Source organism: Bacteriovorax sp. As-1, assembly GCF_058446905.1.
This window is the reverse complement of sequence record NZ_CP184341.1, coordinates 3,504,278-3,527,663: the sequence shown is the minus strand read 5'-3', so window position 1 is coordinate 3,527,663 and position 23,386 is coordinate 3,504,278. Positions and strand designations below refer to the sequence as shown.

At 41.3% G+C, this 23,386-nt stretch carries 23 protein-coding genes and 1 pseudogene; 9 read left to right on the top strand and 15 right to left on the bottom strand.

Annotated features, from left to right (window positions below; translation table 11 throughout):
• Positions 1-118: 118 nt before the first annotated feature.
• Positions 119-715, top strand: a complete 597-nt coding sequence (locus tag ACN20O_RS17830) for a thioredoxin family protein (protein ID WP_491635725.1) — start codon at positions 119-121, stop codon at positions 713-715.
• A gap of 25 nt (positions 716-740) precedes the next feature.
• Here the strand turns inward: ACN20O_RS17830 and ACN20O_RS17825 are convergent, their stop codons facing one another.
• Complete coding sequence (locus tag ACN20O_RS17825; RefSeq protein WP_491635723.1) at positions 741-1,907, bottom strand: pyridoxal phosphate-dependent aminotransferase; 1,167 nt, start codon at positions 1,905-1,907, stop codon at positions 741-743.
• Positions 1,908-2,049: 142 nt separating this feature from the next.
• Between ACN20O_RS17825 and ACN20O_RS17820 the strand changes: the two genes are divergently transcribed.
• Positions 2,050-2,469, top strand: coding sequence for a hypothetical protein (locus tag ACN20O_RS17820; protein ID WP_491635721.1), 420 nt, complete (start codon positions 2,050-2,052; stop codon positions 2,467-2,469).
• Positions 2,470-2,492: 23 nt separating this feature from the next.
• Positions 2,493-3,680: a C1 family peptidase gene (locus tag ACN20O_RS17815; RefSeq protein ID WP_491635719.1), complete on the top strand. Its 1,188-nt coding sequence runs from the start codon at positions 2,493-2,495 to the stop codon at positions 3,678-3,680.
• Here the strand turns inward: ACN20O_RS17815 and ACN20O_RS17810 are convergent.
• Positions 3,677-4,480 carry a hypothetical protein gene (locus tag ACN20O_RS17810; protein WP_491635716.1) on the bottom strand — a complete coding sequence of 268 codons (804 nt, stop codon included), beginning with the start codon at positions 4,478-4,480 and terminating at the stop codon, positions 3,677-3,679. The two genes, ACN20O_RS17815 and ACN20O_RS17810, sit on opposite strands and share 4 nt — an antisense overlap.
• Before the next feature lie 66 nt (positions 4,481-4,546).
• Positions 4,547-5,848 (bottom strand): hypothetical protein, encoded by a 1,302-nt coding sequence (locus ACN20O_RS17805; protein WP_491635714.1) that lies wholly within the window; start codon positions 5,846-5,848, stop codon positions 4,547-4,549.
• A 178-nt stretch (positions 5,849-6,026) separates the two neighbouring features.
• On the opposite strand from ACN20O_RS17805, the gene ACN20O_RS17800 reads away from it, so the two are divergent.
• The 3 genes from ACN20O_RS17800 to ACN20O_RS17790 are packed head-to-tail and all read left to right on the top strand — an operon-like array spanning position 6,027 to position 8,280.
• Positions 6,027-6,638, top strand: coding sequence for a MotA/TolQ/ExbB proton channel family protein (locus ACN20O_RS17800; protein ID WP_102243686.1), 612 nt, complete (start codon positions 6,027-6,029; stop codon positions 6,636-6,638).
• Between the two features lie 36 nt (positions 6,639-6,674).
• Positions 6,675-7,112 carry an ExbD/TolR family protein gene (locus ACN20O_RS17795; protein ID WP_491635711.1) on the top strand — a complete coding sequence of 146 codons (438 nt, stop codon included), beginning with the start codon at positions 6,675-6,677 and terminating at the stop codon, positions 7,110-7,112.
• 19 nt (positions 7,113-7,131) lie between these two features.
• Positions 7,132-8,280, top strand: a complete 1,149-nt coding sequence (locus tag ACN20O_RS17790; RefSeq protein WP_491635709.1) for an AgmX/PglI C-terminal domain-containing protein — start codon at positions 7,132-7,134, stop codon at positions 8,278-8,280.
• 112 nt (positions 8,281-8,392) lie between these two features.
• Here the strand turns inward: ACN20O_RS17790 and ACN20O_RS17785 are convergent, their stop codons facing one another.
• The 5 genes from ACN20O_RS17785 to ACN20O_RS17765 all read right to left on the bottom strand — a co-directional run bounded on the left by ACN20O_RS17785 (position 8,393) and on the right by ACN20O_RS17765 (position 12,061).
• Positions 8,393-8,845 (bottom strand): EVE domain-containing protein, encoded by a 453-nt coding sequence (locus ACN20O_RS17785; protein ID WP_491635707.1) that lies wholly within the window; start codon positions 8,843-8,845, stop codon positions 8,393-8,395.
• Between the two features lie 2 nt (positions 8,846-8,847).
• The gene (locus ACN20O_RS17780; protein ID WP_491635705.1) at positions 8,848-9,558 is read right to left on the bottom strand and encodes a substrate-binding periplasmic protein; all 711 of its coding nucleotides are present in this window, start codon (positions 9,556-9,558) and stop codon (positions 8,848-8,850) included.
• 53 nt (positions 9,559-9,611) lie between these two features.
• Entirely contained in the window at positions 9,612-9,899 is a 288-nt protein-coding gene (locus ACN20O_RS17775; RefSeq protein WP_491635703.1) for a hypothetical protein, read from the bottom strand.
• 140 nt (positions 9,900-10,039) lie between these two features.
• Entirely contained in the window at positions 10,040-10,432 is a 393-nt protein-coding gene (locus ACN20O_RS17770; RefSeq protein ID WP_491635701.1) for a hypothetical protein, read from the bottom strand.
• A 3-nt stretch (positions 10,433-10,435) separates the two neighbouring features.
• Positions 10,436-12,061 (bottom strand): protein-arginine deiminase family protein, encoded by a 1,626-nt coding sequence (locus ACN20O_RS17765; protein WP_491635699.1) that lies wholly within the window; start codon positions 12,059-12,061, stop codon positions 10,436-10,438.
• A gap of 193 nt (positions 12,062-12,254) precedes the next feature.
• Between ACN20O_RS17765 and ACN20O_RS17760 the strand changes: the two genes are divergently transcribed.
• Positions 12,255-12,890, top strand: coding sequence for a hypothetical protein (locus ACN20O_RS17760; RefSeq protein WP_491635697.1), 636 nt, complete (start codon positions 12,255-12,257; stop codon positions 12,888-12,890).
• Positions 12,832-13,752, top strand: a complete 921-nt coding sequence (locus ACN20O_RS17755; protein WP_491635695.1) for a hypothetical protein — start codon at positions 12,832-12,834, stop codon at positions 13,750-13,752. The genes ACN20O_RS17760 and ACN20O_RS17755 overlap by 59 nt, the downstream gene beginning before the upstream one ends.
• Here ACN20O_RS17755 and ACN20O_RS17750 read toward each other — a convergent pair.
• From ACN20O_RS17750 to ACN20O_RS17725, 6 genes and pseudogenes are all read right to left on the bottom strand, one after another.
• Positions 13,749-14,057: an HNH endonuclease gene (locus tag ACN20O_RS17750; protein ID WP_491639301.1), complete on the bottom strand. Its 309-nt coding sequence runs from the start codon at positions 14,055-14,057 to the stop codon at positions 13,749-13,751. The two genes, ACN20O_RS17755 and ACN20O_RS17750, sit on opposite strands and share 4 nt — an antisense overlap.
• An 87-nt stretch (positions 14,058-14,144) precedes the next feature.
• Positions 14,145-14,204: pseudogene (locus ACN20O_RS17745) on the bottom strand (hypothetical protein); the annotation flags it as partial.
• Between the two features lie 175 nt (positions 14,205-14,379).
• Positions 14,380-15,525 (bottom strand): DEAD/DEAH box helicase, encoded by a 1,146-nt coding sequence (locus ACN20O_RS17740; RefSeq protein WP_491635693.1) that lies wholly within the window; start codon positions 15,523-15,525, stop codon positions 14,380-14,382.
• Entirely contained in the window at positions 15,525-16,463 is a 939-nt protein-coding gene (locus ACN20O_RS17735) for a class I SAM-dependent methyltransferase (protein WP_491635691.1), read from the bottom strand. Before ACN20O_RS17735 ends, ACN20O_RS17740 begins: the two co-directional genes overlap by 1 nt.
• Entirely contained in the window at positions 16,463-16,978 is a 516-nt protein-coding gene (locus tag ACN20O_RS17730) for a VOC family protein (RefSeq protein ID WP_491635688.1), read from the bottom strand. Before ACN20O_RS17730 ends, ACN20O_RS17735 begins: the two co-directional genes overlap by 1 nt.
• On the bottom strand, positions 16,978-18,588 hold the full coding sequence (locus tag ACN20O_RS17725) for a peptide chain release factor 3 (protein ID WP_491635685.1): 1,611 nt from the start codon (positions 18,586-18,588) through the stop codon (positions 16,978-16,980). The genes ACN20O_RS17730 and ACN20O_RS17725 overlap by 1 nt, the downstream gene beginning before the upstream one ends.
• Positions 18,589-18,762: 174 nt before the next feature.
• Here ACN20O_RS17725 and ACN20O_RS17720 point away from each other — a divergent pair, with 174 nt between their 5' ends.
• Positions 18,763-20,310: a bifunctional metallophosphatase/5'-nucleotidase gene (locus tag ACN20O_RS17720; protein WP_491635683.1), complete on the top strand. Its 1,548-nt coding sequence runs from the start codon at positions 18,763-18,765 to the stop codon at positions 20,308-20,310.
• Between the two features lie 55 nt (positions 20,311-20,365).
• On the opposite strand, the gene gcvPB is transcribed toward ACN20O_RS17720, so the two are convergent.
• Positions 20,366-23,383: an aminomethyl-transferring glycine dehydrogenase subunit GcvPB gene (gene gcvPB / locus ACN20O_RS17715; RefSeq protein WP_491635681.1), complete on the bottom strand. Its 3,018-nt coding sequence runs from the start codon at positions 23,381-23,383 to the stop codon at positions 20,366-20,368.
• Positions 23,384-23,386: the final 3 nt, after the last annotated feature.

The window sequence follows — 23,386 nt, the reverse complement described above, 5'->3', positions numbered from 1 at the left end:
ACTCGATTTGTGATTGACCTGCCATTGCTGAAGTAAGATCTAATAATTTCCATCTTCTCGTAGGTCAAATAAGGTAAGTGTTTTATGCTTATAGGGTTGAACTATCCCTGGAGTTTATATGAAACACTTATTATTTTCTTCTCTTTTGTTACTTTCTATTTCAGCGTTCGCAGAAGTAAAACCAAAATCAGATGCACTTAATTTTAAATTAAATGACCTTGCAGGCAAAGAGCATGCGCTTAATGACTTCAAAGGTAAGTGGGTTGTTCTGGAATGGTTTAATAAAGATTGTCCTTACGTCAAAAAACATTACGGAAGCAATAACATGCAGACACTGCAAAAAACATTTACTGATAAAGGTGTCGTATGGTTGACGATTAATTCATCTGCTAAAGGTGAGCAAGGTTATCAGGAAGCTGCTGATGCTGAAAAAACAGTAAAAGAGCTTAAGGCCAATCAATCCTTTCTTTTAACTGATGCAAGTGGATCGGTGGGAAGACTTTATGGAGTAAAAACAACTCCACATATGTTTGTTATTTCTCCTGAGCAAAAAGTTGTTTATGCTGGAGCGATTGATGACAACAGTTCGTCTGAACCGGCAGTGATTCCACAGTCGAAGAATTATGTTGCTGATGCGCTTAATGCGGGGATGGCCGGAAAGGCGATTGCGGTGGCGACTTCGAGACCGTATGGTTGCAATGTAAAGTACAAATAGAAAAGGCCCCGGTTGGGGCCTTTTTTTATTTGTAGTCTCTTAAGAACTTATTTAACTCTTTTGATCCTTCCACAATCATCTGTGTGTCGCAGCTGAAAGCAAGACGAATAGACTGCAAGCTCTCTGGTGAATCGCCAAAACAGCTTCCCGGAGCATTTCCAATTCCTTTCTGTGCCAATTCTTCAGAAAGTTTTTCAACATCAATTCCCGGCCTTACTTTACACCATAGGTAGAAAGCAGCTTTTGGAACATAAGGAGTCAGGATGTCCTGATCTTTTAGCGAGTCTAAGAAAAGATTTCTTCTCTTTAAGTACTCAGCATTCATATCTGCATACCATTGTGCTGGAGTGTCTTTTACTGCGTGGATAGCACCCCATTGAGAGATACTGTTGATTCCATTAACTGTACAGCGAAGAAGTTTAGCTGCACGGTCATTAAAGAGTTCGTTCATTGAAGCGAAGTAACCTAAGCGCAGACCACTCATCGCGTATGATTTTGAGTATGAGTAAACTGAGACGGTCTTGTCGTAAGTAGGAATTAATGAAGCGATAGAAGTGTGAGTCCCGCCATCAAAAAGAATATGCTCGTAAGCTTCATCGCTGACGATCCATAAATTATTTTTTACTGCAAGCTCGGCGATCTTTTGCAACTCCTCTAAAGGAATGATCGCCCCCGTTGGGTTTTGTGGAGAGTTTAAGAAAATCACTTTTGTTTTTTTCGTGATCGCTTTTTCAATATCAGCGGCACGGTAAACGTAGTTGTGTTCTGGTTTTAATTCGATCCCAATTGTTTTTGCTCCCGCCAGGCGCGCGTTTTCTACGGCCTCTGTCCACATTGGATCAGGGACAATCACTTCATCGCCTTCTTCAACGATGCACTGGTAAGTGACGTATAAAGCGTGCATGGCCCCATTAGTGATAGAGATGTGAGCTGGTTTAACCGGGATTTTGTTTTGAGTGTTTAACTTTTGAGCAAGAGTTTCTCTTAGCTCTGGAATACCGTTGTTAGGAATGTAGTGAGTTTTGTTGGCCTCTAGGGCCTTTTCGATAGCGCTTTTAACATTCGGGTGAACATCAAAGCTTGGATCTCCCGATTCAAAACGGTAGATCTTTTGACCGTCCTTCTGTGCTTTTAAGAGTTTTTCTCTAATAACAACAATCTTTCCCAGCGAGATATTATCCAGTCGGCTCATGAACTTCTCCTGAAGTGTGGGGTGAATGAAATTGGTCGGGTTTATTGTGCATTCAAAATGACGCTTTTCCAAGGAGATTGTAATAGAATGATGGTTTTTTCCGACTGACAGAAATTGTAATTTTTTGAGAAGATACTAGTGTATGAAAGGTGTAAAACTTAAAATTTTAAATGTACTTGTTTTGTCGGCCATTTCCATGGGAAGTGTTTTTGCTGAATGTATTGATGGAAAAGTGAAATACATCCAGCAGAATAAAGAAGTTATAAATAATGAAAGTTATTGTTATGACCTGGCCTCAAAACTCTTTATCTCATCAAAACCCTGTGCCCATAACAAGGTTTGCCAGAGCAAGAATCTTGGAACTATTGAAATCAAGATGAGTGAAATGGCCGGAGTCACAGGCTCTTTGGGATTTAAAATCTGTGAGAAATATCACGGGACTCCACAGATTATGGAGTATCAAGTTCAAACGAAGTGGGTTCAAACTAGCCGCTGTATCTTCAGTGATGGCTCTTTTATAGACAATGCGACTATCGCACAGAAAGTAAAATACGTGGATTAGTAAGATCTGTGATTAAAAACAGGATGTTGATTTTTTTATCGGGCCTTCTATGCCTTGGGCAAAATGCTTTAGCGGCGTCCTTTTGCCCGGACGCGAGCCTTCTTGATAAACTCACTCGTCCCGTCGATCTAACAAGTGAAATGCCTCCCATTAGAGACCAGGACAGTATTGGCTGGTGTTACGGTTTTACGGCCGCTGATCTTTTGACTCATTATCTTTATAAAACAAAAGGCTCGAGTGTTGTCGGTGGGGTAAGAGGTGCTAATTACCGCACTAAAGGCCATAGTGTGTCGTCGATAGGTATTTCGGCGATGTACAATCAAAGTAAAAAAAGCTCCTATGGAAAATCATTAAAAGGACTAAGTTCCGAAGATCTCTCAAAGCTCAATAAGAAAGTCGTGGCCGAAGGGGGAAGTATCCATGAGGCCTTGATAGTAGTTAAAGAAAAAGGTTTTTGTTACGAGCGCGATCTCTCTAGTGAAGACTACTCTTATGTGGAAGATTACCGTTGTGCTGTTAAAAACCGCTGTAACGTCGGTGAGATTTTAAATATCATTTACGATGCACCAAAAGCTCGCTTGGGTTGTGATGACCTGAAAACGATTAATACCGTCTTTAACAACCTTTCATTAAACACGATTAAAAATGTTTTAGTGAGATCAGCTAAGCAAAATGCGCTGGCCAACTTAGTGAACGTGGCCTGCGATAAAAAATTCACCAAAGGTTTTTTTACTGACCATCCGACTTTTGAAAGTAAGACCATTAAAATAGGAGAGTCTCCTAAAGAATTAATGAGCTCACTTGATGCTCACTTGAACCGCGGGATTCCGGTGGGGATTTCGTATTATGCAGATTTTTTAACCGGTAGGAAGGGAAAAACCATGGCCCACGCTTCAAGCATTGTGGGAAAGAGATTTAATAAAGACACATGTGAGGTTGAGTATATCCTGCGCAACTCATGGGGTTATGGCTGCGGCTATTACGAAAAAGAGAACCCTAATTACCACAAGTGCGCCAGCCAGTTTAAGACTGCCGGCAATCCTAAAGTTTATATGGATAATTTAATTGAATGCAGAAAAAAGAATCCCACATTGCCGAGAAATCCCCGCGTTCGTTGCGAGGACTCCACCAGCTATGTTTATGTGAGAAAAAGTGATTTGGAAAAACAAATTTACAATATCACGACCATCGAAGAAGACAGACTCTTCTAGTAAATCCCGAAACCGCAGCGACCTTTTAAAAATTTATCGAAGGCTTCGTTAGAAATCAGTTTTTTATTGAAGAAAACGTTCCCACCTTTTGAGTGGTCTGTGAACCACAATTCTTTTCCTGGTATTAAACAAGTTTTTTGTCCTTTCTTTTTAACAGAAACGATCTTGCTTGCTTTTTCTCCTTCAAATCCAACCGGCCAGTCGGCAACGGCAGCGGCTTCAACCACAACGCCTTTTCCATTGTACTGAACATCAGGAGCAACCGCTGTACCGTTTGAGGTCTGCTTAATTGGCCCTTCTGTTAGAGCACCACTGATAATTTCTTTTGTCTTGCCATTAAAGACAACTTCTTCTTCTGTTGGAAGAGTGACAATGACCAGGTCTTTTTCAGCGTCTGATTCATAACGAATCGCTGGCAGGATTGTTCTAGGGAAGAAGTACATCATTTTTAAGTGAGCGTGGCTTTCCACTTCATCCGGAGAGTCCCATACTAAAAGCCCAAGGTCTGATCGTGCCATATCCTGGAATTGGAACTCAAAATCGCGGCCGACTCCGTAACCTTCCATCGGAACGATTCTGTTAACTCCATTATTTTGAAATTTAAAACTTGTTTCAGTGTAATTGTTGTTTCTATCGATGTCGTAACAAATGTCCCAACGATTGTGGTTGCGTGTGCGACAGCTAATGCCGTTGAGTTCAACTTCGTTAGATTCTTTTAGAGGTGCTTGGATAAGTGTTTCGTCGAATTCAGCATAAGCAGACACAGACGAAAGCATGGCAAGTAGAACAATAGACTTCATAAAAACTCCTATGGATAAATTCCATTAGATTTGATCGGACATTCTATTGTTGATTACTTTTTGAAATTAAAAAAGTGAAAAGCCACATTTTTTCTTTAAAAAACTGTCAAGGCCTTCATCATTTGCATACTCAGGTCGGATGAGGATATCTTTCTTTTGGGCATCGTTATACCAAATATCTTTTGATGGAATCTTACAGTCTTTGTGTCCTTTTTTTGACACTGTCGCGATTGTGATGGAAGGAGCACTACTTCCGTCACTAAGCTCAGTGTCACCATAAGGAAGATCGCCGGATTTATCCGCGCGGATCACTACGCCACTGCCGTTATACTTTACAGCAGGAGGGAAAGCTTTGTTTTTATTTTTTGGGTCCTGGGCCATTTTGCCTTCGGTTAATACGCCGCCAATAATCTCTCCGGTTTTAGCGTTATACTTAACCGCTTCACCATTTGGCAGTGTCACATGGAGTTCATCGCCAACTTCCTTAATAGAAGGAAGAGTGGTGCGCGGGAAAAAAAGCATAATGCTGTAAGTGGTGTGGCTTGTTATATCGTCAGGGGCATCTGAAACCATTAGTTTCATATCTGATGAGGCCCTTCCTGGAGATTCAAATTCAAAGGTGCGGTTGATGTAGTATTCGTTGGTCGGAACGATGGCATTAGGGCCGCCGTTAAAAATTTTAAATCCATCTGGTGGAGTTGTGTCTGCGCCAACTCGGCAGACAGCATAGACTGATCTGGAGTTTGTGCTTCGGCAGCTAGGGTAGCCGTCTCGAACTCCCGGTCTGTCTCTGAAGGGGGCTACGAGATCAGAGACCTGGTAGTTATCTTCAGAAACAGATGAGAGAACAACTTCAGGTTTTGTTTCTACTTTTGGAGGGCAGTCTAAAACCGGAGGTGTTAGCGTTTCATTTACAGTGCTGGTTAACGTTTGTGCTTGCATTGATGTTTGGACCAATGCCGATTCCGTTAAATCGCGAACTGCGGCCGTATCTCTTAAAGTCTCACTTCGAGGAGAGTCTTTCAAATTAAGTCTCTCTGGAGTTGTTGAGTCTTTTTGTTTTTTATCTGTGAGTTTAATCGCCGGATTGTTTTTGTTGTAATAAACCCAGTAAGACTCACCAGCATGAGTACCACTTGTGATTTTTATTTTAATCCCAGAATTGCCGGATGAGAATTTTTTTATTTCTAAAACATCACCAGTCGTGCCTTTTTTTAATGTGGTCTTGATATTTGCGGCCGAGCGTAAAAAATTTGGGTTAGCGCGTGCATTTAAAAAACTGTCTAATTCAATTTCGTCACCAGCTTTAAAAGCAAGCATTGTTGAGAGTGAAAGACTGAGTAAAATAATTGGATAATGTTTTTTCATACTCACAGATTATACATGAGATTAAATGAAAATCAGATAGAGATAATATTACCGGAGTAAAAAGCTTTTATGAAAAAATGAAAACTAAGCTAAAATATTAATTAAATTAGCCGTAAAGGTTTTATAATCGAATGAGTCGAATATAAATTACGATACTTACAGATCAAGGAGTCTGCAAATGGAATTGATGCATTTATTTAAGCAAGGTGGCTTTATCATGTACCCGCTACTTATTTTCTCAGTAGCCGTTTGGACAGTTGCCATTCAAAAAATCTGGTTCCTAATGAACTTTAATAAACAAGCTAAGTATTTCTATGACGAAGGAATGAGAATCATTCAATCAAAACGTTTCAATGAAATGGAATGGCTGTACAAAAACTGTCCTGAACTAATTGCTAAACCACACTCTGCAGTTTTCGAAGATGCTTCATCTTCTGAAGAGTGGGAAGCGCGTATGCAACGTCGTCTTAACGAAACATCAATGGGTCTAAAGAAAAATATCTGGATCCTTGGTACTGTAGCTTCATCAGCTCCATTCGTTGGCCTTTTCGGTACGGTTTGGGGGATCATGGGGTCATTTAAAGAAATCGGTGCTGCTGGTAAAGCAGGGTTTGCGATCGTATCAGCTTCAATTTCAGAAGCTCTTATCGCAACAGCGGCCGGGATTCTTGTAGCGGTAGTAGCTCTACTTTTCTACAACTACATTCTGGTAAAAATCGGTGAATCGCTAGCAATGTTCAAAAACGGCATTGGTGATTTAGCTGAAAGCTTTAACTCTGCAAAAAAGTAAGCGAGAACTAGAATCTTTAAACTTTAGGAGTGCCTTATGGCAATGAACGTAAATAACAACAACGATGGTGATGACAACATCATGGCGGAAGTAAACCTTACTCCGCTTATCGATATCATGCTCGTTCTTCTGATTATCTTCATGGTAACGTCGACAGCGGCGCTTGAGTCGGGACTAGATATCGAGCTTCCAAAGACTGCGATCACCAATGAAAAAAAACAGGATGAAATTTTAATCATCACGCTTAATAAAGAAGGTAAAGTTGCTCTTCAAGGAAAGTATGTTGAAGAAGCAAAACTTTCAGAAGAAATGGTAGCAAAGCTTGCTGAACTAAAAACTGAGTCAGTTATCCTTGAAGGTGACACTCAGGCGTTTTTAGGAAAAGCAGTTGAGATCATGGATATCGCAAAGAGCGCAGGAGCTAAAAACTTCTCGATCGCTGCGGAAGAAGATGCATCTAAGAGACTTAAGTAAAAACAGCAAAGGGTAAAGTATGAGTGCTGAGAAAAAACCATTATACACTCCCGGCGAAAGCAATATGGAGCAAGAGACGAAGCGCTTTAATAAACGTGCGTTCATCGGAAGCTTCATTATTCACTTGTTTTTCTTTTTGATTAAGATGCCGGAGCTTCACCTTGAGCACAAGCTAAAGGATGATCCAAAGCTAATCCCGATTAAAATGGAATTAGTGACTCCGCCGGCAAAAAATAAAATTGTGAAAAACAATGTGACTGCGGCAGAAAGTGAAAAAGTTGTTCAGCCAAAGCCGGAAGAAAAAGTGAAGAACGGAACTGATAGAGTGGTTAAAAACTCTGATCGCATCGGGGATAAAAACCAGAAGAAAGTTCAAGACGTTCAAAAAGGTGACCCAGCTTCAAGAAAGAAAGAAGCTTATAGGCCAGGAACTGATGTAAGAAAAGCTCCAAGAACAACAGTGGGTTCAGGTTCAGCACCTAGCCAGGTGAAGGCCAAAGACAACAACACTGGTGGATCTGGAGATACATACCAAGGTCTGGACATGACTAACGTTACTGATTCAATCAGAAAAAGTGGTCAGGGTCTAAAAAGAGCAGCAGCTAAAGGTGCTAAAGACGACGGTGGCGCTGGATTTGGTAGTGGTGGCGGTATCGGTAACGGTGTTGGTGGTGGAGGCGGAGACGGCTTCATTACAGGTTCACCTAATGGTACAGCGAACATGGCCAAAGTTGCAACAAACGTTGGTAGCTTAACTGGATCAGCAAAAGGAAAAATCGATTCATCGAGAGGGTTTGATGGCCTGGCTCAAAAAGGATCAATCTCTGTTGCCGGTGTTCCAGTTGAGAAAGTAGCCGTTTCGACAATTAACCCGGATGAGATCAGAAGAATTCTTCGCGATCACATTCCACAATTTAGAAGCTGTTACCAGTCAGAGCTTGAAAAACAAAATAAACCAGATGGCCTTCAAGGGGTTATGCTGTTTAACTTTGTGATCGGTGGCGACGGTGGTGTGAAGAAATCTTCAATCACGTCAGAAGAAATCACTTCTGATAAAGTCCGCGACTGTATGAAAGACGTGCTTCAAGGGATTCGTTTCCCGGCACCGGGTGGCAACAGAAATGTTGAAGTTAACCAACCGATCAACCTGTATCCAAGAAGAATGTAGTTTAATAAAAAGGCCCTCAGTGCGAGGGCCTTTTTTTTACTCTGACGTATTCTATTTATTTTTGACTATTCTTTTTTCTTTGGCCGTATAAAACACTCGGCACCTTAAAGACTTATCTTAGATTCGAAATAATTTTAAATTCTTTTTCGGTTACCGGATTGATAGAAAGCCTAGATCCTTTTTGGACCACCGGCATGCTTTCTAATCCTTTTGTGTCTTTTAGAGTTGAAAGTGTTACAACCTGATCGAATTTTTCAACGAATTCTACTTCGACCATAAACCAGCGAGGGTTCTCCTTCGTGGCCTTTTCGTCATAATATTCACTTTTAGGGTCAAACTGAGAAGGATCAGGGTGAGAGGTTTTGGACACTTTTGCCAGTCCGGCAATGCCCGGGATTTCACAGCTAGAGTGATAGAATAAAACCACATCGCCGATTTTCATATCATCGCGCATGTAATTTCTAGCTTGGTAGTTGCGAACACCATCCCATCCGGATTTTTTCTTTTTTTTGAGGTCATCAATGGAAAAGACATCCGGCTCACTTTTCATAAGCCAATAGTTCATGATCAAGGACTCCAATCTTTGAGTGAATACTTGGTAATGATCTTACCTAGAGTTCCGTCCTTTCTCAAATCTTCTATGCCTTCTGTAAGGATTTTTGCGAATTCCTTGGAGCGAGGGTTCTTAGGAGAGAATCCAATATAAAGCGGATCTCCTTCGGTGCATCCGGCCTCTTCATATTTGTCGCGGATTTTTTTGGATTCTGTGAAGTAATTAAAGACAAAGGGGTTTTCGATGATAGTGTCAATTTTGTTTTCCTTCATGTTCTCAATGTTGGACATGAGAGGAAGACTGCCAGTTCCTTTGACTGTCTGCTCAGGGTGATCCATCAGATAGCTGGTGAGTTCGGCAGAATAAGCGTAAGACTCGACAATGCCGAGTTTGCGGCCTTTTAAATTGCTTAAGCTCACATACTCCCATGGGTCGCGGGCCTTGACGTAAAAACATTCTTTATTACTTCCCATGCTTTTTGCCGGGTAGATGAAATCGGGAGCGTCGGGCATGGTGGTTGAAACCAAACCTGTGGCCTGCCCGCTTCGTACACTCTCAATAGAATTGGTCCAGGTATCCACCTGGTAGTCGATGTTGTGGCCTTTTCTTTCAAAGACAAGTTTCGCCACTTCGACGATGTAGCCTAACTCTTTACTTTGAGCAGATGTTGGATCGCAATTAAAAGGGCACCAGCGGTCCGCTTTTAAGATGATGGTTTCTCCCATAAGAGACAAAGGGGTGCATACCAAAATGAATGTGGATATGAGCTTTTTCATACCTATAGTAAGTTTAATTTTTTTAAGTTTGCCTGTTTAATTTCGACATCACTTTTAACCTGCGCCACTTCTTTGATTTCTTTTTGTGGTGCTGTGGACTCTTTATTTTTTTGTTTCTTTTTTGATTTATCGTTCGGGTTTTTTGAATCGCTATCCAGGTTTAAATCGACGTTATTTTTTTCTGTCCCTGCGACGGCAGAATCACTAAGAGTGGTTTTAACCCCGGTGTTTCCAAGGCGGTTTTCACTCAAGTAGCTTTTTAGATTGAGGAGCTTGTTATCAATGTTCATCCCTCCATTATAGGTCATATTTTATTTAGTAAAAGATTTGTTTAATCTCTAAAGGATTACAATGTCTTACAAAAGGCCCCGAAGGGCCTTATTGAATGAAAATTGAATAAAAAGCGACTAAAAAAGATGGCTAGGCTGTTTTACTTAACGGCCTTGCATTTTAGAGGTTGTCTGCCTTTGACAATGAGAAAGTAGTGATCGCGTTTTTCATGGGACTGCTTAAACATCGCGGCCTCCACTACTGGAATTTTCTCTTTTTTATCTTCAAAATAGTAATCGCATTTTTTAAGCTTTAAATGCCATAGGGTCTCATTGGCCTGCGCTCGAGGATTTCCCATTTGAGTCAGTGGAGTGTTTTCGTACTGGCATGTCGCAAACTTTGATTTTTTGTGAAATAGGCTCACGCTTGGAGTGCTTTTATCCAGGAGTGAGAGTTCGACTTTGGATTCTTTATCCACATTACAGCTAAAGTTGTGTTCGTCTTTAGCCTGGGCCGAAAAAGAAACGAGTAATGAGAGCAATAGAATTTTCATAAATTATTTCCCCGCTGGACGACAGTGTGGGATTGAGTGGCTTGAGCAGTGGATATTTCCAGCGCCAAGGTGAGCATAATCCCAGCTGGAGATAAAATCAGATTTGATTTTTCTCTTTTTCATTTCGTCTTTTAAATAACCGTTAAACAGGTTGTTGCCAGTGTCTGGAAAGACTACTGTTTTATTCATGAGAACTGAGTTTGTTGGATTTGGAAGAAACGAGTTTGTTGACCCAGGTTTTGTTAACTCAACTTTTTTTGTCTCTGGATTTTCCATAGTGTAACCACCATAGAAAATATTAGGTACATCCAGTTCGTCATAGTATTTAGCGCATTGAGGAAGACGAGAGAGAATTTTTGATTTGATCAGTGCCTTATCTTTTTCAATGGATTCATCAATTGCAGTATTAAGAGTCGTGAAGCTCTTATCGAGTTTCATCATCTCTTGCATTTCATAGTTTGAAATCTGATCGATATTCTGTGAACAGTTATTCTGCAGTTCAAGGAGCATTTTTTCTTCGTTGCTCATGTCTTTTGCTTGGGCCGTTTTGAAAATCAGTTTAAGCAAAACTGTGCGCGCTCCAGCTGGAAGTGTTTTAATTCCTCCCGGGCGTCTTTTGATAATCCCATTGATGTATTCGCACGTGATGTAGTTTCCGGCAAAGCGGATATTAGTTCTAGTGCTTCTTGATTCAGCAGCATCTTTTTCAGGATTGTTGATATCGAGATCCATAAAAGGCATTTGCCCTTGTTTCGGATTGCTCATGAGCTCCATTGCTTTTTTAGGGCTCGCGGCCATTAAAGAGAACTCGCACTCTTTTGGTCGGCCATCATTATACTGAGTTGGAATGATCTTAAAAATTTCATCAACGTGACCTACTGCTAACCATGAAGTCTGCAGTTGAATGACGTTATCAGGGTTGCCGCAGAATTGATTGGTAAACACTGAGCCCTGATTATCACCGACTAGACAAAATCCACCTGGGGCACCTTCAATATTTCCTCCCATTTCTCCAGAACCAAATGAAACATCATCTTCACTTCTGCCACTGGCGTTTGGAGAGTAGGCTTCCTTAATATTGGCCCCCTGGCCTATTTCACATTGCGCCCCTGCCTTACTTAGCTTCTCTCCTGAGTCTGGCCAGACGCGGTTGTAGCTTTCGATCTGTCTGATTGAAGGTGCACCGGTTTTTAAATCAACGAAAGATTCAAACCAGTCTTGTTGCCAAGTATAGCTTTGAATCGGAGTGTAAGTAATTTGCCCGATGATGGCATCGATTTTTTCTGCAGGTAATTTTTTTTGTGTCAGTTGGTTTTTAATATCTGCAACCAGCACATCAAAATCTTTTTTGTCTGTCATCGGAAGGATGATCTGCGGAACTTTTTCATAATTGTAGTTCGCGATAACTTTGCTGACGAAATTGCGGGTAACTTTTTTTGCATCTTTGGTTTGTATGTAAGGTTGATTAGAAATAACAAAGGCCTGTGTGGGATAAGTTTCATCTAAAAGTGTGGCACCACTTGTAGGACACACCGGTGCTGATTTTTTATCCGGGCATTCTAGGGCCAGCGCCTGCTGGAGAGTTAGAGTCATAAAAAGAGCAGAGCCTATAAGATTGATTTTTTTCATAAGGAAAATTCTAACACAGGAAGGCCTTAAACAAAGAGGTGATTAAGGTGAAAAAAATGCCCTTTTTGTTTATAGGGAATTTTCCAGTCCTTTCAAGGAGTTTATCACCTCCATATTTTTTCAATAATCTTCTATTACCGTTTAGAGAAGGATCCACTCCAAATAGGGAGTGACCAAAATAGGAGTGATAGCTATGAAACATGTTCTTTTATCTGCCCTTATCCTCACTTCCGTTCCTGTCCTTGCTCAAGAAGAGTCAACGGACACGGGGACTACGACAACGACGACGGATTCCTCCGCTGGATCAGAGTCTGGTTCGGACACTAAGACTGATGAAACTGTCAAAAATAGCGACAAAACAAAACCCACAAAAGAGCGCTCAGACAGGGCCGAAGCCAAGTCTGATTTAACAGAAGAGCAGAAGGCCAAGCTCGATGAGCTCAGAGAAAAACTAAAGGCGGGGGAAATCTCCCGTGAGGATTTCTTCTCAGCTCTCAAGGACCTGGACATCAGACCGGAGAGACCTCCAAGAAGAGAGGAAAGAGAGCGAAGACGAGAGCATGGACCAAGGGATAGAGATGACAGAAGAAGAGATGAGAGAAGAGAAGATAGAGAAAGAAGAAAAGAGATGAAAGAGGCCCGAGACGAAGCAAAAGAAGAGGCAAGCGACGACGCCAAGGAAAATAAAAAAGAGAACCAGAAAGAATCCCGAAGTGAAGCCAAGAGTGAAGCTAAAGAAGAAAGAAAGGCGATAAAAGAAGAGAGAAAAAATGAGAAGAAAGAAAACAGCAAAGAGCAAAGAAGTGAAAGGAGAGGACGAAAGGACTAATTGGACACTCTTTGTTTTAGTTGTTTTTCTTATAGCGACGATGACCCCTCGCTTGGCCCGCTCCGCTGATTTTGGAGCGGGTCTTTCTCAAACTTCTACCGGGACTATTGGCAAAAATTACAGTCTTGGCCTTGGGATGACTCAAAAACTTTCCGTCTCTCTCTATGCCAGTCAATCCAATCAGGAGAGCAGTGATTCAGGAACAGATAACGAAGCCCACTCCTACAAAGGAACATTAATTTATAAACCTGACCAAACAATCAGGTTTGCTGTTGGGTACAAACAGATTGATGACTACAATAACTACAAAGGATCTTCTTATAGCGGAAAACTCACAGTAAAAAACAGTCCTTCGGCCAGTAAAGAGCACTCTTTTGGCGTGAGTAAATTTTCAATCGGCGTGCAAAGTGATTCGATGAAATACTCTAAGCTGGAAAGTGAACGTTATGAAAAACTCTCAGTGACTATCGGATTCTCTCAAGTGATTGGAGATTTTTTTACCTTTGGTATCGACTGGAGTAAAAATGCTTTCATTCCAAAAGGAAGCAGCACTCTTAAGGCCTTTAAGAACACTTCCATCGATAACACAGACATTTCAGACACTGTCGGCAATCTTTCTGATTCATCGGCCGGAGGATATATCGAATACAATGATTTAAGTTTCTGGTCAGTGGGAGTGAGTTACTCTCATGGAAAAAATCTTTTAGAAAAAAATGATACGTCCAATACGATTGAAGCTTATGCTGACATCGATCTTTGGGAGAGTGTGACTATCTCTCCTTCCTATGCAGTGACCAGGTCAAAGTCGAGCACAGACCCTAAGGTCAATTCTATGAGTCTTAATATCGGGATTAGTTATTAAGAAGCGGCCTTCGCTGATGTCGGGAAGAAGTTCCACCATTCGCTCGGGTCTTCATCAGAGAGTCTGAGACAAAGCTCTGGTGACCAGCGCGGTTTTTTGGCCGGGCGAAGAAGATTCATTCCTGAGGCATGTAAACTCTTTGATCCTTTTTTACCGTTGCAGGGTCTGCAGCAAGTGACGACATTCTCCCAGCTGGTTGGGCCTTTTTGTGAAACGGGAATGATGTGATCGAAAGTGAGTTCAGAAGCAGGAAGTTTGATTGAGCAGTATTGGCATTGGAATTGGTCTCTGAAGAAAACATTCATGCGGGTAAATTTGACGTTCAGAGAGATTTTATGATTTTGAAATAACCGGAGAACTTTGGGGAGACGGTAAGCGGTGGAAACGGTTCGTATGAGTTTATCTTGATATTCATCGACAACTTCCGCCCGTCCGGTCAGAAGGAGTATCATGGCCTTCTGCCAGTTTATGATCTTTACGGGAAAATAGTTGCAGTCCAAAAGCAACGTTCTCATTCTTAAGAGTATAGCATGAATTTTTTTTTGTTGGGTAAGCAGTCAGAACTTTTAATATTTTTTGCCGGGTCAGGGCCAGAGTGCTACTTCTAAGTTATTTATTTTTCAAATATTAGATCAGTTTAAGGGACTTTTTATCAAGGCGCAGTTGATAATTGAATTCCTTATACTTTGTAGGGCTTAATACTTTGCCTTGAGCGCTTAGGATCTCTTCTAATTCAAAATCCTCTTCACCTTTAAGGTAAATAGTGATCGCCATGCCTGGTTTATCATGGCGGGCCGTTCTTCCTACGCGATGGATGTAGGAGTCACTGTTTTGAGGAGGACCGATGTTGATGACATGAGAGACGTGAGGAATATCTAATCCGCGACTGGCGATATCAGTGGCCACTAGAATATTGATGGTTTTTTCTTTTAGACCCGTAAGAGATTTTTTTCTCTGGTGAGTTGTCATGTCACCTTCAAGCACGGCCACTTTATATTTGTCGGCGACTAAAAGGGCGTTAAGGCTTCTGGCCTCTTCTTTAGTTTTAGTAAAAATTAAACACGACTTAATTTTGTGCTCTTTTAATAAAAAACGCAGAAAAGGGTAGCGCAGTTCATTGCTAATCGGAGCAAAGATTTCAGCGATGGCCGCTTTGGTTTGGTTGGCCTTAAATTCAATAGTCTCAGCGTCTTTTAGAAACTCTTCTGTCAGAGCTTTTACTTCTTCACTCATAGTGGCAGAAAAAAGAAGGGTCTGTTTGCGGTTTGCTGTCGCTTCCATCGCCACTTTAATGTGTGGAAGAAAACCCATATCCATTAACTGATCAGCTTCATCGAGAACAACTGTCTCAACACCACTTAGATCAATCGTTTCTTTTTCAATATGATCTTTTAATCGACCAGGGCAAGCTACAATTAAGTGCACGCCATTTTTTAATTCTTTAACCTGTGTATCAAAGCTCTTTCCACCATAAAGGCTGGTGCTAATGATGTTAGTAAAGCGTGCGCATTTTTTAGCGACGGCAAGGATTTGCTCAGAGAGCTCCTTCGTCGGAGTGATAACAAGCATTTTTGTCGGTCTTTTAGGAGCACCGATAAGTTTAGTGATAATAGGAAGAACAAAGGCCAGGGTTTTTCCACTTCCAGTCTCTGCCAGGGCCACCAGGTCGCGTCCTTCTAGGATTTTTGGAATGGCACTTTCTTGAATCGGTGTGAGCGAATCAATCTTCATTTCACTTAGGGCCTTGGTGATAGCTTCTGGAAATTGATTCATTAAGCTTTACCCTTATGAGTGATTTTAAAACAGTGGTGAACTTTTTGGTCGCGATAATCCTCTGGAATCGTCTTTCCTGTGATGTCCTGAATGTTGTAAGCGCCCATCAGTTCGTCGGCCATTTTAAATTTTCTTTTATTGTTAGAGAAGTAAAGCACACCTTCAGGTGCCAGAAGACGCATGCAGTGCTTTACTAAAAACACCTGGTCTTTCTCCACTTCAAAATCTTCTTCCATTTTTTTAGAGTTCGAAAATGTTGGAGGATCAAGGATGATCATATCAAAGCGGCTTGAAGCTTTTTCAAGATATTCAAGAGCGCTATCGACGATAAAGATGTGGTCTTTTAAAACAATTCCATTTTCTTCGAAATTTCTTTTTGCCCAGTCCATATAGGTTGCTGACATATCCACACTCGTCACCTGACGAGCGCCACCAAGAGCGGCCATGACACTGATTGAGCCAGTGTATGAGAATAGGTTCAGGACTTTTTTGCCTTCAGAAGACTTTGTGACGATTTGTCTTAGTGGCCTGTGATCCAGGAATAATCCTGTATCCAGGTAGTCGTGAAGGTTAACCAGGAAGTTTGCTTTATATTCTTTCACTGGGAAGAATTCATTTTTTTCTTCCAGCTTCGTGTACTGAGTTGTGCCTTTTTGTCTGAAACGCGATTTGATAACAACTTTTTCTTCGCCAATTGAAAGCAGGTCTTTAACCGCGCTAATGATGAATTCAAAATGCGAGAATTTGTCCGCATCAATTTCTTCATCGCGCTTTTCAAAGATTACGGCATTGTCTTTATAGACATCGACAATAAAAGGGAATTCAGGGATGTCTTTTTCATAAAGACGGAAAGCTTCGATACCTTCGCGTTTTGCCCATTTCACTCTGTGCTTATAATTTTTTTCTAAACGGTTTTTAATGGTGCTTAAGTCAGACATTAGTTTTTACCCATGAGTTTCTTTTCTTCTACGATAACATCTTCAAGTGTCTGGTTGTGAAAGCGGATGCAGTATTCACCAAGTCTAAGAGTAATGTCAGCGTTGATGTCTTTGTTAATCCCTTGAGTCTCAAAAGAGCAAGAAGGGTAAGTGTCTACAATAGACTGCAATGACTCTTCTGCTACGAATTCTACGTGCTCAAGACCCGAAGCGTATGAGTGTCCTGGTTTCGGAGCTGGAAGCTCAAGGACATCAATTTTTCTGTCTCTGTATAAAATAGGAGAGTGCAGTTTATAGGTGGCAATTAAGCGCCCGTTGACCATTGATTCAATTAGCATCTCGCCATGAAGATTAAGCTCTGCTCTTTTTTCCTGATACTCTGATTCACTTCCTACGCAGTAGCAGATGTGATCAAGGTAGTATTTATCAACGTTCATCCCTGCCTTTTCCATCAATGTAAAAAGCTTATCCAAAAAAAGAACCGGGTCAGTGATGATATCGCTTAATGATTTCATTAGCGGTAATCCGAGTTTTTAAAGAAGTGAACAGTTGGGTTCTTTTCCATCACGAGTTTTAGGTCCCACTCGGAGCGCACAGAAAAACAGATACGCTTTTTGTGGTCGTACACTACGTTAGAAGAGTTGTTGGCCATGAACTTGTCCTGGTCTTTTTCGTTTTCAAACTTAAGCCAACGGACACCAACAAAAGAGTATCCTTCATAGTCAGCGTTTACGTTGTATTCGTCTTCTAAACGGTATTTTACAACTTCAAACTGCAGGGCCCCTACGGCACCCAGGATTTTTTCACCAGTTGTATGGCGAGTGAAGAGCTGAACGGTTCCTTCTTCTGAAAGCTGTTGCAAACCTTTTTCAAGTTGTTTTGCTTTCATCGGGTCTTTAAGAATAACTTTGTTGAAAATTTCCGGAGCAAAGTTAGGGATACCCGTAAACATGAATTTTGATTTTTCAGTAAATGTATCACCAATCTGGAATTTTCCTGTGTCGTGAAGACCGATAATGTCACCTGGGAATGCTTCCTCAGTAATTTCTCTATCCTGTGCCTGAAACATAAGTGGAGTCGGGATCTTTAATTCCTTCTCGCTTCTTACGTGGTAAATTTTTTGGTTTCTTGTAAACTTCCCTGAACACACGCGCATGAAAGCGACGCGGTCGCGGTGTTTTTTATCCATGTTCGCCTGGATTTTAAAAATAAATCCGGTGAACTCAGTCGTTGAATTAGGGTCAATCATTTGAGTAGGAGAATCCGATTCAAATGGAGCAAGTTTTACTTCGCGAGGTTTTGGCCCCGGAGAGTTTGTCGAAATCATATCCAGTGTTTCTTTTACACCGAAGTTGTTAAGCGCCGATCCAAAGAATACTGGCGTTTGGATTCCGTGAAGAAATTCTTCTGTGCTGAAATCTCCAATCAAGGTGCTGACTAGTTCTAACTCTTCTTTTAGTGTCTCAAGCAGTTTTGCGCCCACGAAATCAACAACAGCTTTTGAATCTAAATCTTCGGCATCGATGATGATTGGGTTAAATGGATCTTTAGCGTCTTTAAACGACATGATTTGTTTTGTGCGTAGATCGTAAACTCCTTTGAAGTCTACACCTGAACCAATCGGCCAGGTCATTGGCACGCACTGGATATTTAAAATCTTCTCTACGTTTTCAAGTAAAGCAAACGGGTCCATCGCTTCGCGGTCGTACTTGTTCATGAACGTTACGATCGGCGTATCTCTCATACGACAAACTTCCATAAGTTTAATCGTCTGCGCCTCAACCCCTTTAGCAGAGTCGATCATCATAAGAACTGATTCAACAGCTGTTAGGGTTCTATAAGTGTCTTCCGAGAAATCTTTGTGTCCCGGAGTATCGAGTAAGTGCATTGCTCTTTCATTGTAAGGAAAGCTCATTACAGAAGATGAAATTGAAATCCCACGTTCCTTTTCAATTTCCATCCAGTCCGACTTTGCATAGTTGCCGTCTTTTGCTTTCACTTTTCCGGTCTCGCGAATAACTTGACCAAACCACAACAACTTTTCAGTCATCGTTGTTTTACCGGCATCGGGATGGGAAATAATGGCGAATGTGCAGCGCGGAGCTGTGTTCATTGAACTAAGCATGAATGATCCTAAATAAAAGGTAAGTCTCGCATTTTTAACACATTGAGACCAACGGGTGAAGCACTATTTTCCGGTCTGATTTAATCAGGCGGGAGCTATGATAGAAAATATTTAGCGTCGGGTCAAGAATCCGAAAAGTCAGGCATAAAAACAAACTCAACCTAGTAGGTACTTATGCTTAAAACATCATTTTTAGCTCTTTCTCTAGGGGTCAGTCTAACGTTTAGCGATGCTCATGCAAAATTAGTCCAGATCCTCCACACCAATGACACTCACTCTTTCCTCAATAACACGAATCACGACTCAGAAGTCGGGGGTTCTTCGAGGCTAAAAGCGCTGATCGACTACTACAAAGATGCAGCAAAAAAAGAGGGAATTTCAACAATCACTCTTGATGGTGGAGATTTCTTAGAAGGAAATATCTATTACATGGCCGACAAAGGTCAAAAGAGTTTTAACGTCCACAATAACGTCGGTTACGATGCCGTGGCCCTGGGCAATCACGATTACCTGATGGGTGCTCAAGGTTTAGATGACATCCTAAAGAATACCGATTTAAATTTCTCTTTTCTTGCGGCCAACGTGGCATCGAGCTCGAAATACCCAAATATCAGAGACAAACTGCAAGCTTATAAAGAACTAGAAATCGATGGAATTAAAATTGCGATTCTAGGACTGACAACAAGTGATTTTTTCTTCAGCTGGACTCTTGATGGAAGCACGATTGAAAGCCCTTATAAGACGGCTCAAGACTATGAAAAAATCTTAAAGAAAAGAAACAACGACTTCATCATTGCTCTCACTCATATTGGAGTCAACCGCGATCTTAAACTTGCTAAAAAAACCAGCAATATCGACTTAGTAGTCGGTGGACACTCACACACAACTTTATTTGAACCTCTTTATGAAAAAAACAAAAGAGATGTAAAAGTTCCAGTTGTTCAGGCGGGGTTTCACACTAAATACTTAGGAAGAATCGTTGTTGATTTAGAAAAAGGAAAACCTTTAAAAGTGGTTTCCTACCAACTTGTTCCGGTGAAATATAACGGAGAAGACCAGGAAGTGAAATCACTGGTTGAAGACGCTGATTACGAATTAGATAAGATGTACGGTCGTGAGTGGCTTAATGAAGATGTTGGTTACTCAGACTTAAAAGAAGAAGATAAGTCGGGATCGAGAAAGTGGGCCTATTTTATCGCTGATGCTCTTAGAGAAAAAGCGGGAACAGACCTAGCGATGCATGTCTCTTCAATGAATGGTGAAAACTTCCCAATCGGAAACATTAATAGACGCGACATTATGAACTCAATTCCACGAGTGTTTGATATGAAAGACACCCATGGGTGGTCAATTTACACTGTAAAAGTAAACGGGCTTCTTCTTAGAACTCTTTGTGAAACACTGGCGCATTTTGGCCAGCCTCTAAGTTTCTCAGGGATGACTCTGGAGTGGGTAAAAACTCCGTTTGGGCCAAAAATTGCCAAGGCCTTAATCAATGGAAAAAGAATTAATATCTTTAAAGACTACACAGTTGCTTTAACTGAAGGGATCGTAAGAGGTGCGGTGGAAATTTCTCCAAAAACAAAAGTGATTTTGAAGAACCCACTAAAAACGCAGTTTAAAATTTGGGAAACATTAGAAGAGAAAATTGAAAGAGATATTAAAAACATCAATAAAATGACAGAAGCTAATCATGCATTTTTCTTCCCTGATGTAGATTAGTTTGTAGTATGAGAGCAAAAAAAGGCCCTCTTAATGAGGGCCTTTTTATTTTTTTTTAAGCTTCAACACACTTTTGGTGTGCTTTTTGAATTTCCACACAGATTTCATTGATGTTCATGTTCGATAGAACAGTCGGCTCAATCACGTTGTGGTAAAGGTGAGGAAGGTGCTTTAACTCCTCCATAAACGTTAAATTTTTATTGGCGTCTACTTCGTCTACTTTCTTTACCGGTGTAAAGTGAGGAGCTGTTGTTAGGACGTGTGGAGTTTCGTTAATAAGTCCATTGATGGCCTTAACAACTTCCACGAAACGATCTAGTTCAGCTTTTGAGTAAGACTCAGTTGGCTCAATCATTAATCCGTAAACTTCAGGGAAGGCAACAGTTGGAGCGTGAAGACCGAAGTCTAGGAATAGCTTTCCAATTTTTGCGATGGCCTGTGCTTTTGGTGTTCCGCCTTTTTCGATTCTATCAAATGTCTCTTTTGAGATTGTAAGAATGAATTCGTGCATACGAGTTTCATTTTCACAGTTTTCTGGAAGCGAAGGGTACACTGGTTTTAGTTTTTCATATAAGTAGCGAGCAGCAAGAACTGCAACCCCAGACATGTCACGAACACCGTTTCCACCAAGAGCTTTGATGTATGTGTAAGCGCGCACTTTGTGAGCGAAATTACCAACGTGACGGTGGAAAGACCCGATTGATTTAGGAGCTTTTTCTACGTCAAAGAAGTTTCCTTTTTTCACAACCTGGATACCTGGAAGGTAGTCAACTAAGCGGTGAGAAACGGCAACGATACCATCTCCAGGACCACCACCTCCGTGAGGGATTGTCCAAGTCTTATGAAGGTTGTTGTGAACAGCATCGACGCCCATTTTGTTCAGGTCGATCCATCCAGCAATCGCGTTCATGTTCGCGCCATCCATATAAACCAGACCACCAACTCCGTGGATTAAATCGGCCATTTCTTTAAATGACGTTTCAAATAACCCAGATGTATTTGGGTTCGTTACCATAACACCAGCGATGCGAGTGTTGTATTTTGCCACTTCAGCTTTTAATTGATCGAAGTTGATATGACCGCGGTTATCCGCTTCAATGATCACGATTCCGTACTGAACACCATCGACAGTTTTTGTTTCAAATCCTGCCATTGTTGCTGTTGCCGGGTTTGTTCCGTGAGCAGATCTTGGGATTAAAACGATGTTTCTTGTATCAGCTTCACCATTATTTCTGTGGTAGCCCTGGAAAAGTTTTAGACCAACAAGTTCCCCTTGAGCTCCAGCAACCGGTTGAGTTGTGACAGCTGGAAGACCAGTGATTGATTTAAACATTTCCTGGATTTCATAAAGAACTTCCAGTGACCCTTGTACGTCTTCAATTGGCGCTTGAGGGTGAATGTCTGTGAAGCCCTTTAGTCCTGCTGCCCAATCATTGATATACGGGTTGTATTTCATTGTACATGAACCAAGCGGGTAGATGTTGTCGTCCGGGCTTACGTTTAGGTCAGCTAGTTTTTTATAGAATGCTTTAATGTCTTCAAGTTCAAGATTTGGCAGACCAACTGGAGTTGTTCTTAAGAAGTCCTCTGGAATTTCCGGAAGGAATTCATCGTTTTCTTCTGCTTCAAAATTCTCTGCAAAGAAGTTTTCTAATTTTTCCAGGTCTTCATCGTTATGCACGTCGAAGAATGAAAGAAGAAGCAGGTTTCTGCCGTCGTGAAGACGGTTAGAGACATCAACACCAAGTTGAAGGTTTGCTTTAGAAGCTTTTGCTTGAAGGTCTTTCACTTTTACTGGAAGCTCAAGCACGAATTCATTGTAGAAAGGAGTTGAAGGGAAAGCCAGGTTAACTCCCTTATTCTGAGTCAGGATTTGCGCCATTTGAAGAGCGTAATCGCGACCTGCTAGAGCAGCTTCAGTCATACCATCTTCACCGCGAGCTAGAATTGCAGCTCCGGCCGCACTTGCTATGAAAGATTGGTTAGAACAGATGTTTGATGTCGCTTTCTCGCGACGGATGTGTTGCTCTCTTGTTGAAAGAACCATACATAGAGCGTCTTTTCCGTTGATGTCGCGGGCCTTTCCTACGAAACGTCCTGCTGTTTGTCTGATGTCGTTTTTATTTTTGTCGTTGTAGCGAATCCCGAAGATCCCAAGACCTGGGCCTCCGAAGTTTGGACCGATGGCTAAGTGTTGTCCTTCACCAACAATCATGTTGGCCCCTTGCTTTTGACTTCCGAATTCAGATGGCTGAATAAGTCCTTCAGTGGCCAGTAGCATTGGATCGAAAATCGCAATCGATTGAACTTGAAGTTCTGAACACAGGTCAGTTAAGGCGTGAACGTCTTCAAGGTTTCCATAGTTGTTGACTTGAGGAAATACGATACATGCCAATTTCCCACCAAGTTCTGTGGCCATTTTGTGAAGAGTGTCGCGGTTTGTGATCCCTGTGTCTTTATCTGTAGGAACAGTGATGATGTTTAACCCAGTTTCTTTTGCTTGAGTTTTTAGAACTTCAATATCACCCGGGAAAAGTGATTCACACACAAGAGCAGTGTTTGAACCTTTTACTAGTCTTGTTGCTGTTTGAATCGCCTCATAAAGCGCTGTTGATCTTTCGTAGAAAGAAGCATTGATTGCTTCAAAACCTGTCAGCATTGAAAGAGTTGAAGAGTAGATCCAAAGAGTTTGAAGTGTTCCTTGTGATCTTTCTGGTTGGTATGGTGTGTACGCTGTTGTTAACCCTCTAAGGTCACAAACGTAAGGAACGATGTCTTGAACTTTGTAGTTTTTTAAACCATCGCCGATGAAACAAGTTTTTAAATTATTTTTTGCGGCCAGAGCTTCCATGTGAGCGATCAGGTCGTTGTAACCTAATTCTTCTGTCACGAATGGCGCCTTATCAAATTTCACGTTGTCCGGGATGTGCGAGAATAAATCTTTTAGCTCTTTTGCTCCAAGGGCCTTAAGCATTTCGCCTTGCTCTTCTTTAGTTGAAGAGATGTAGTATTTGTTAAGCTCGCGCGGCAGTTTTGTCGGGTCATAGGGAAGCTTTTTGAAATTCGTAGTCATTTC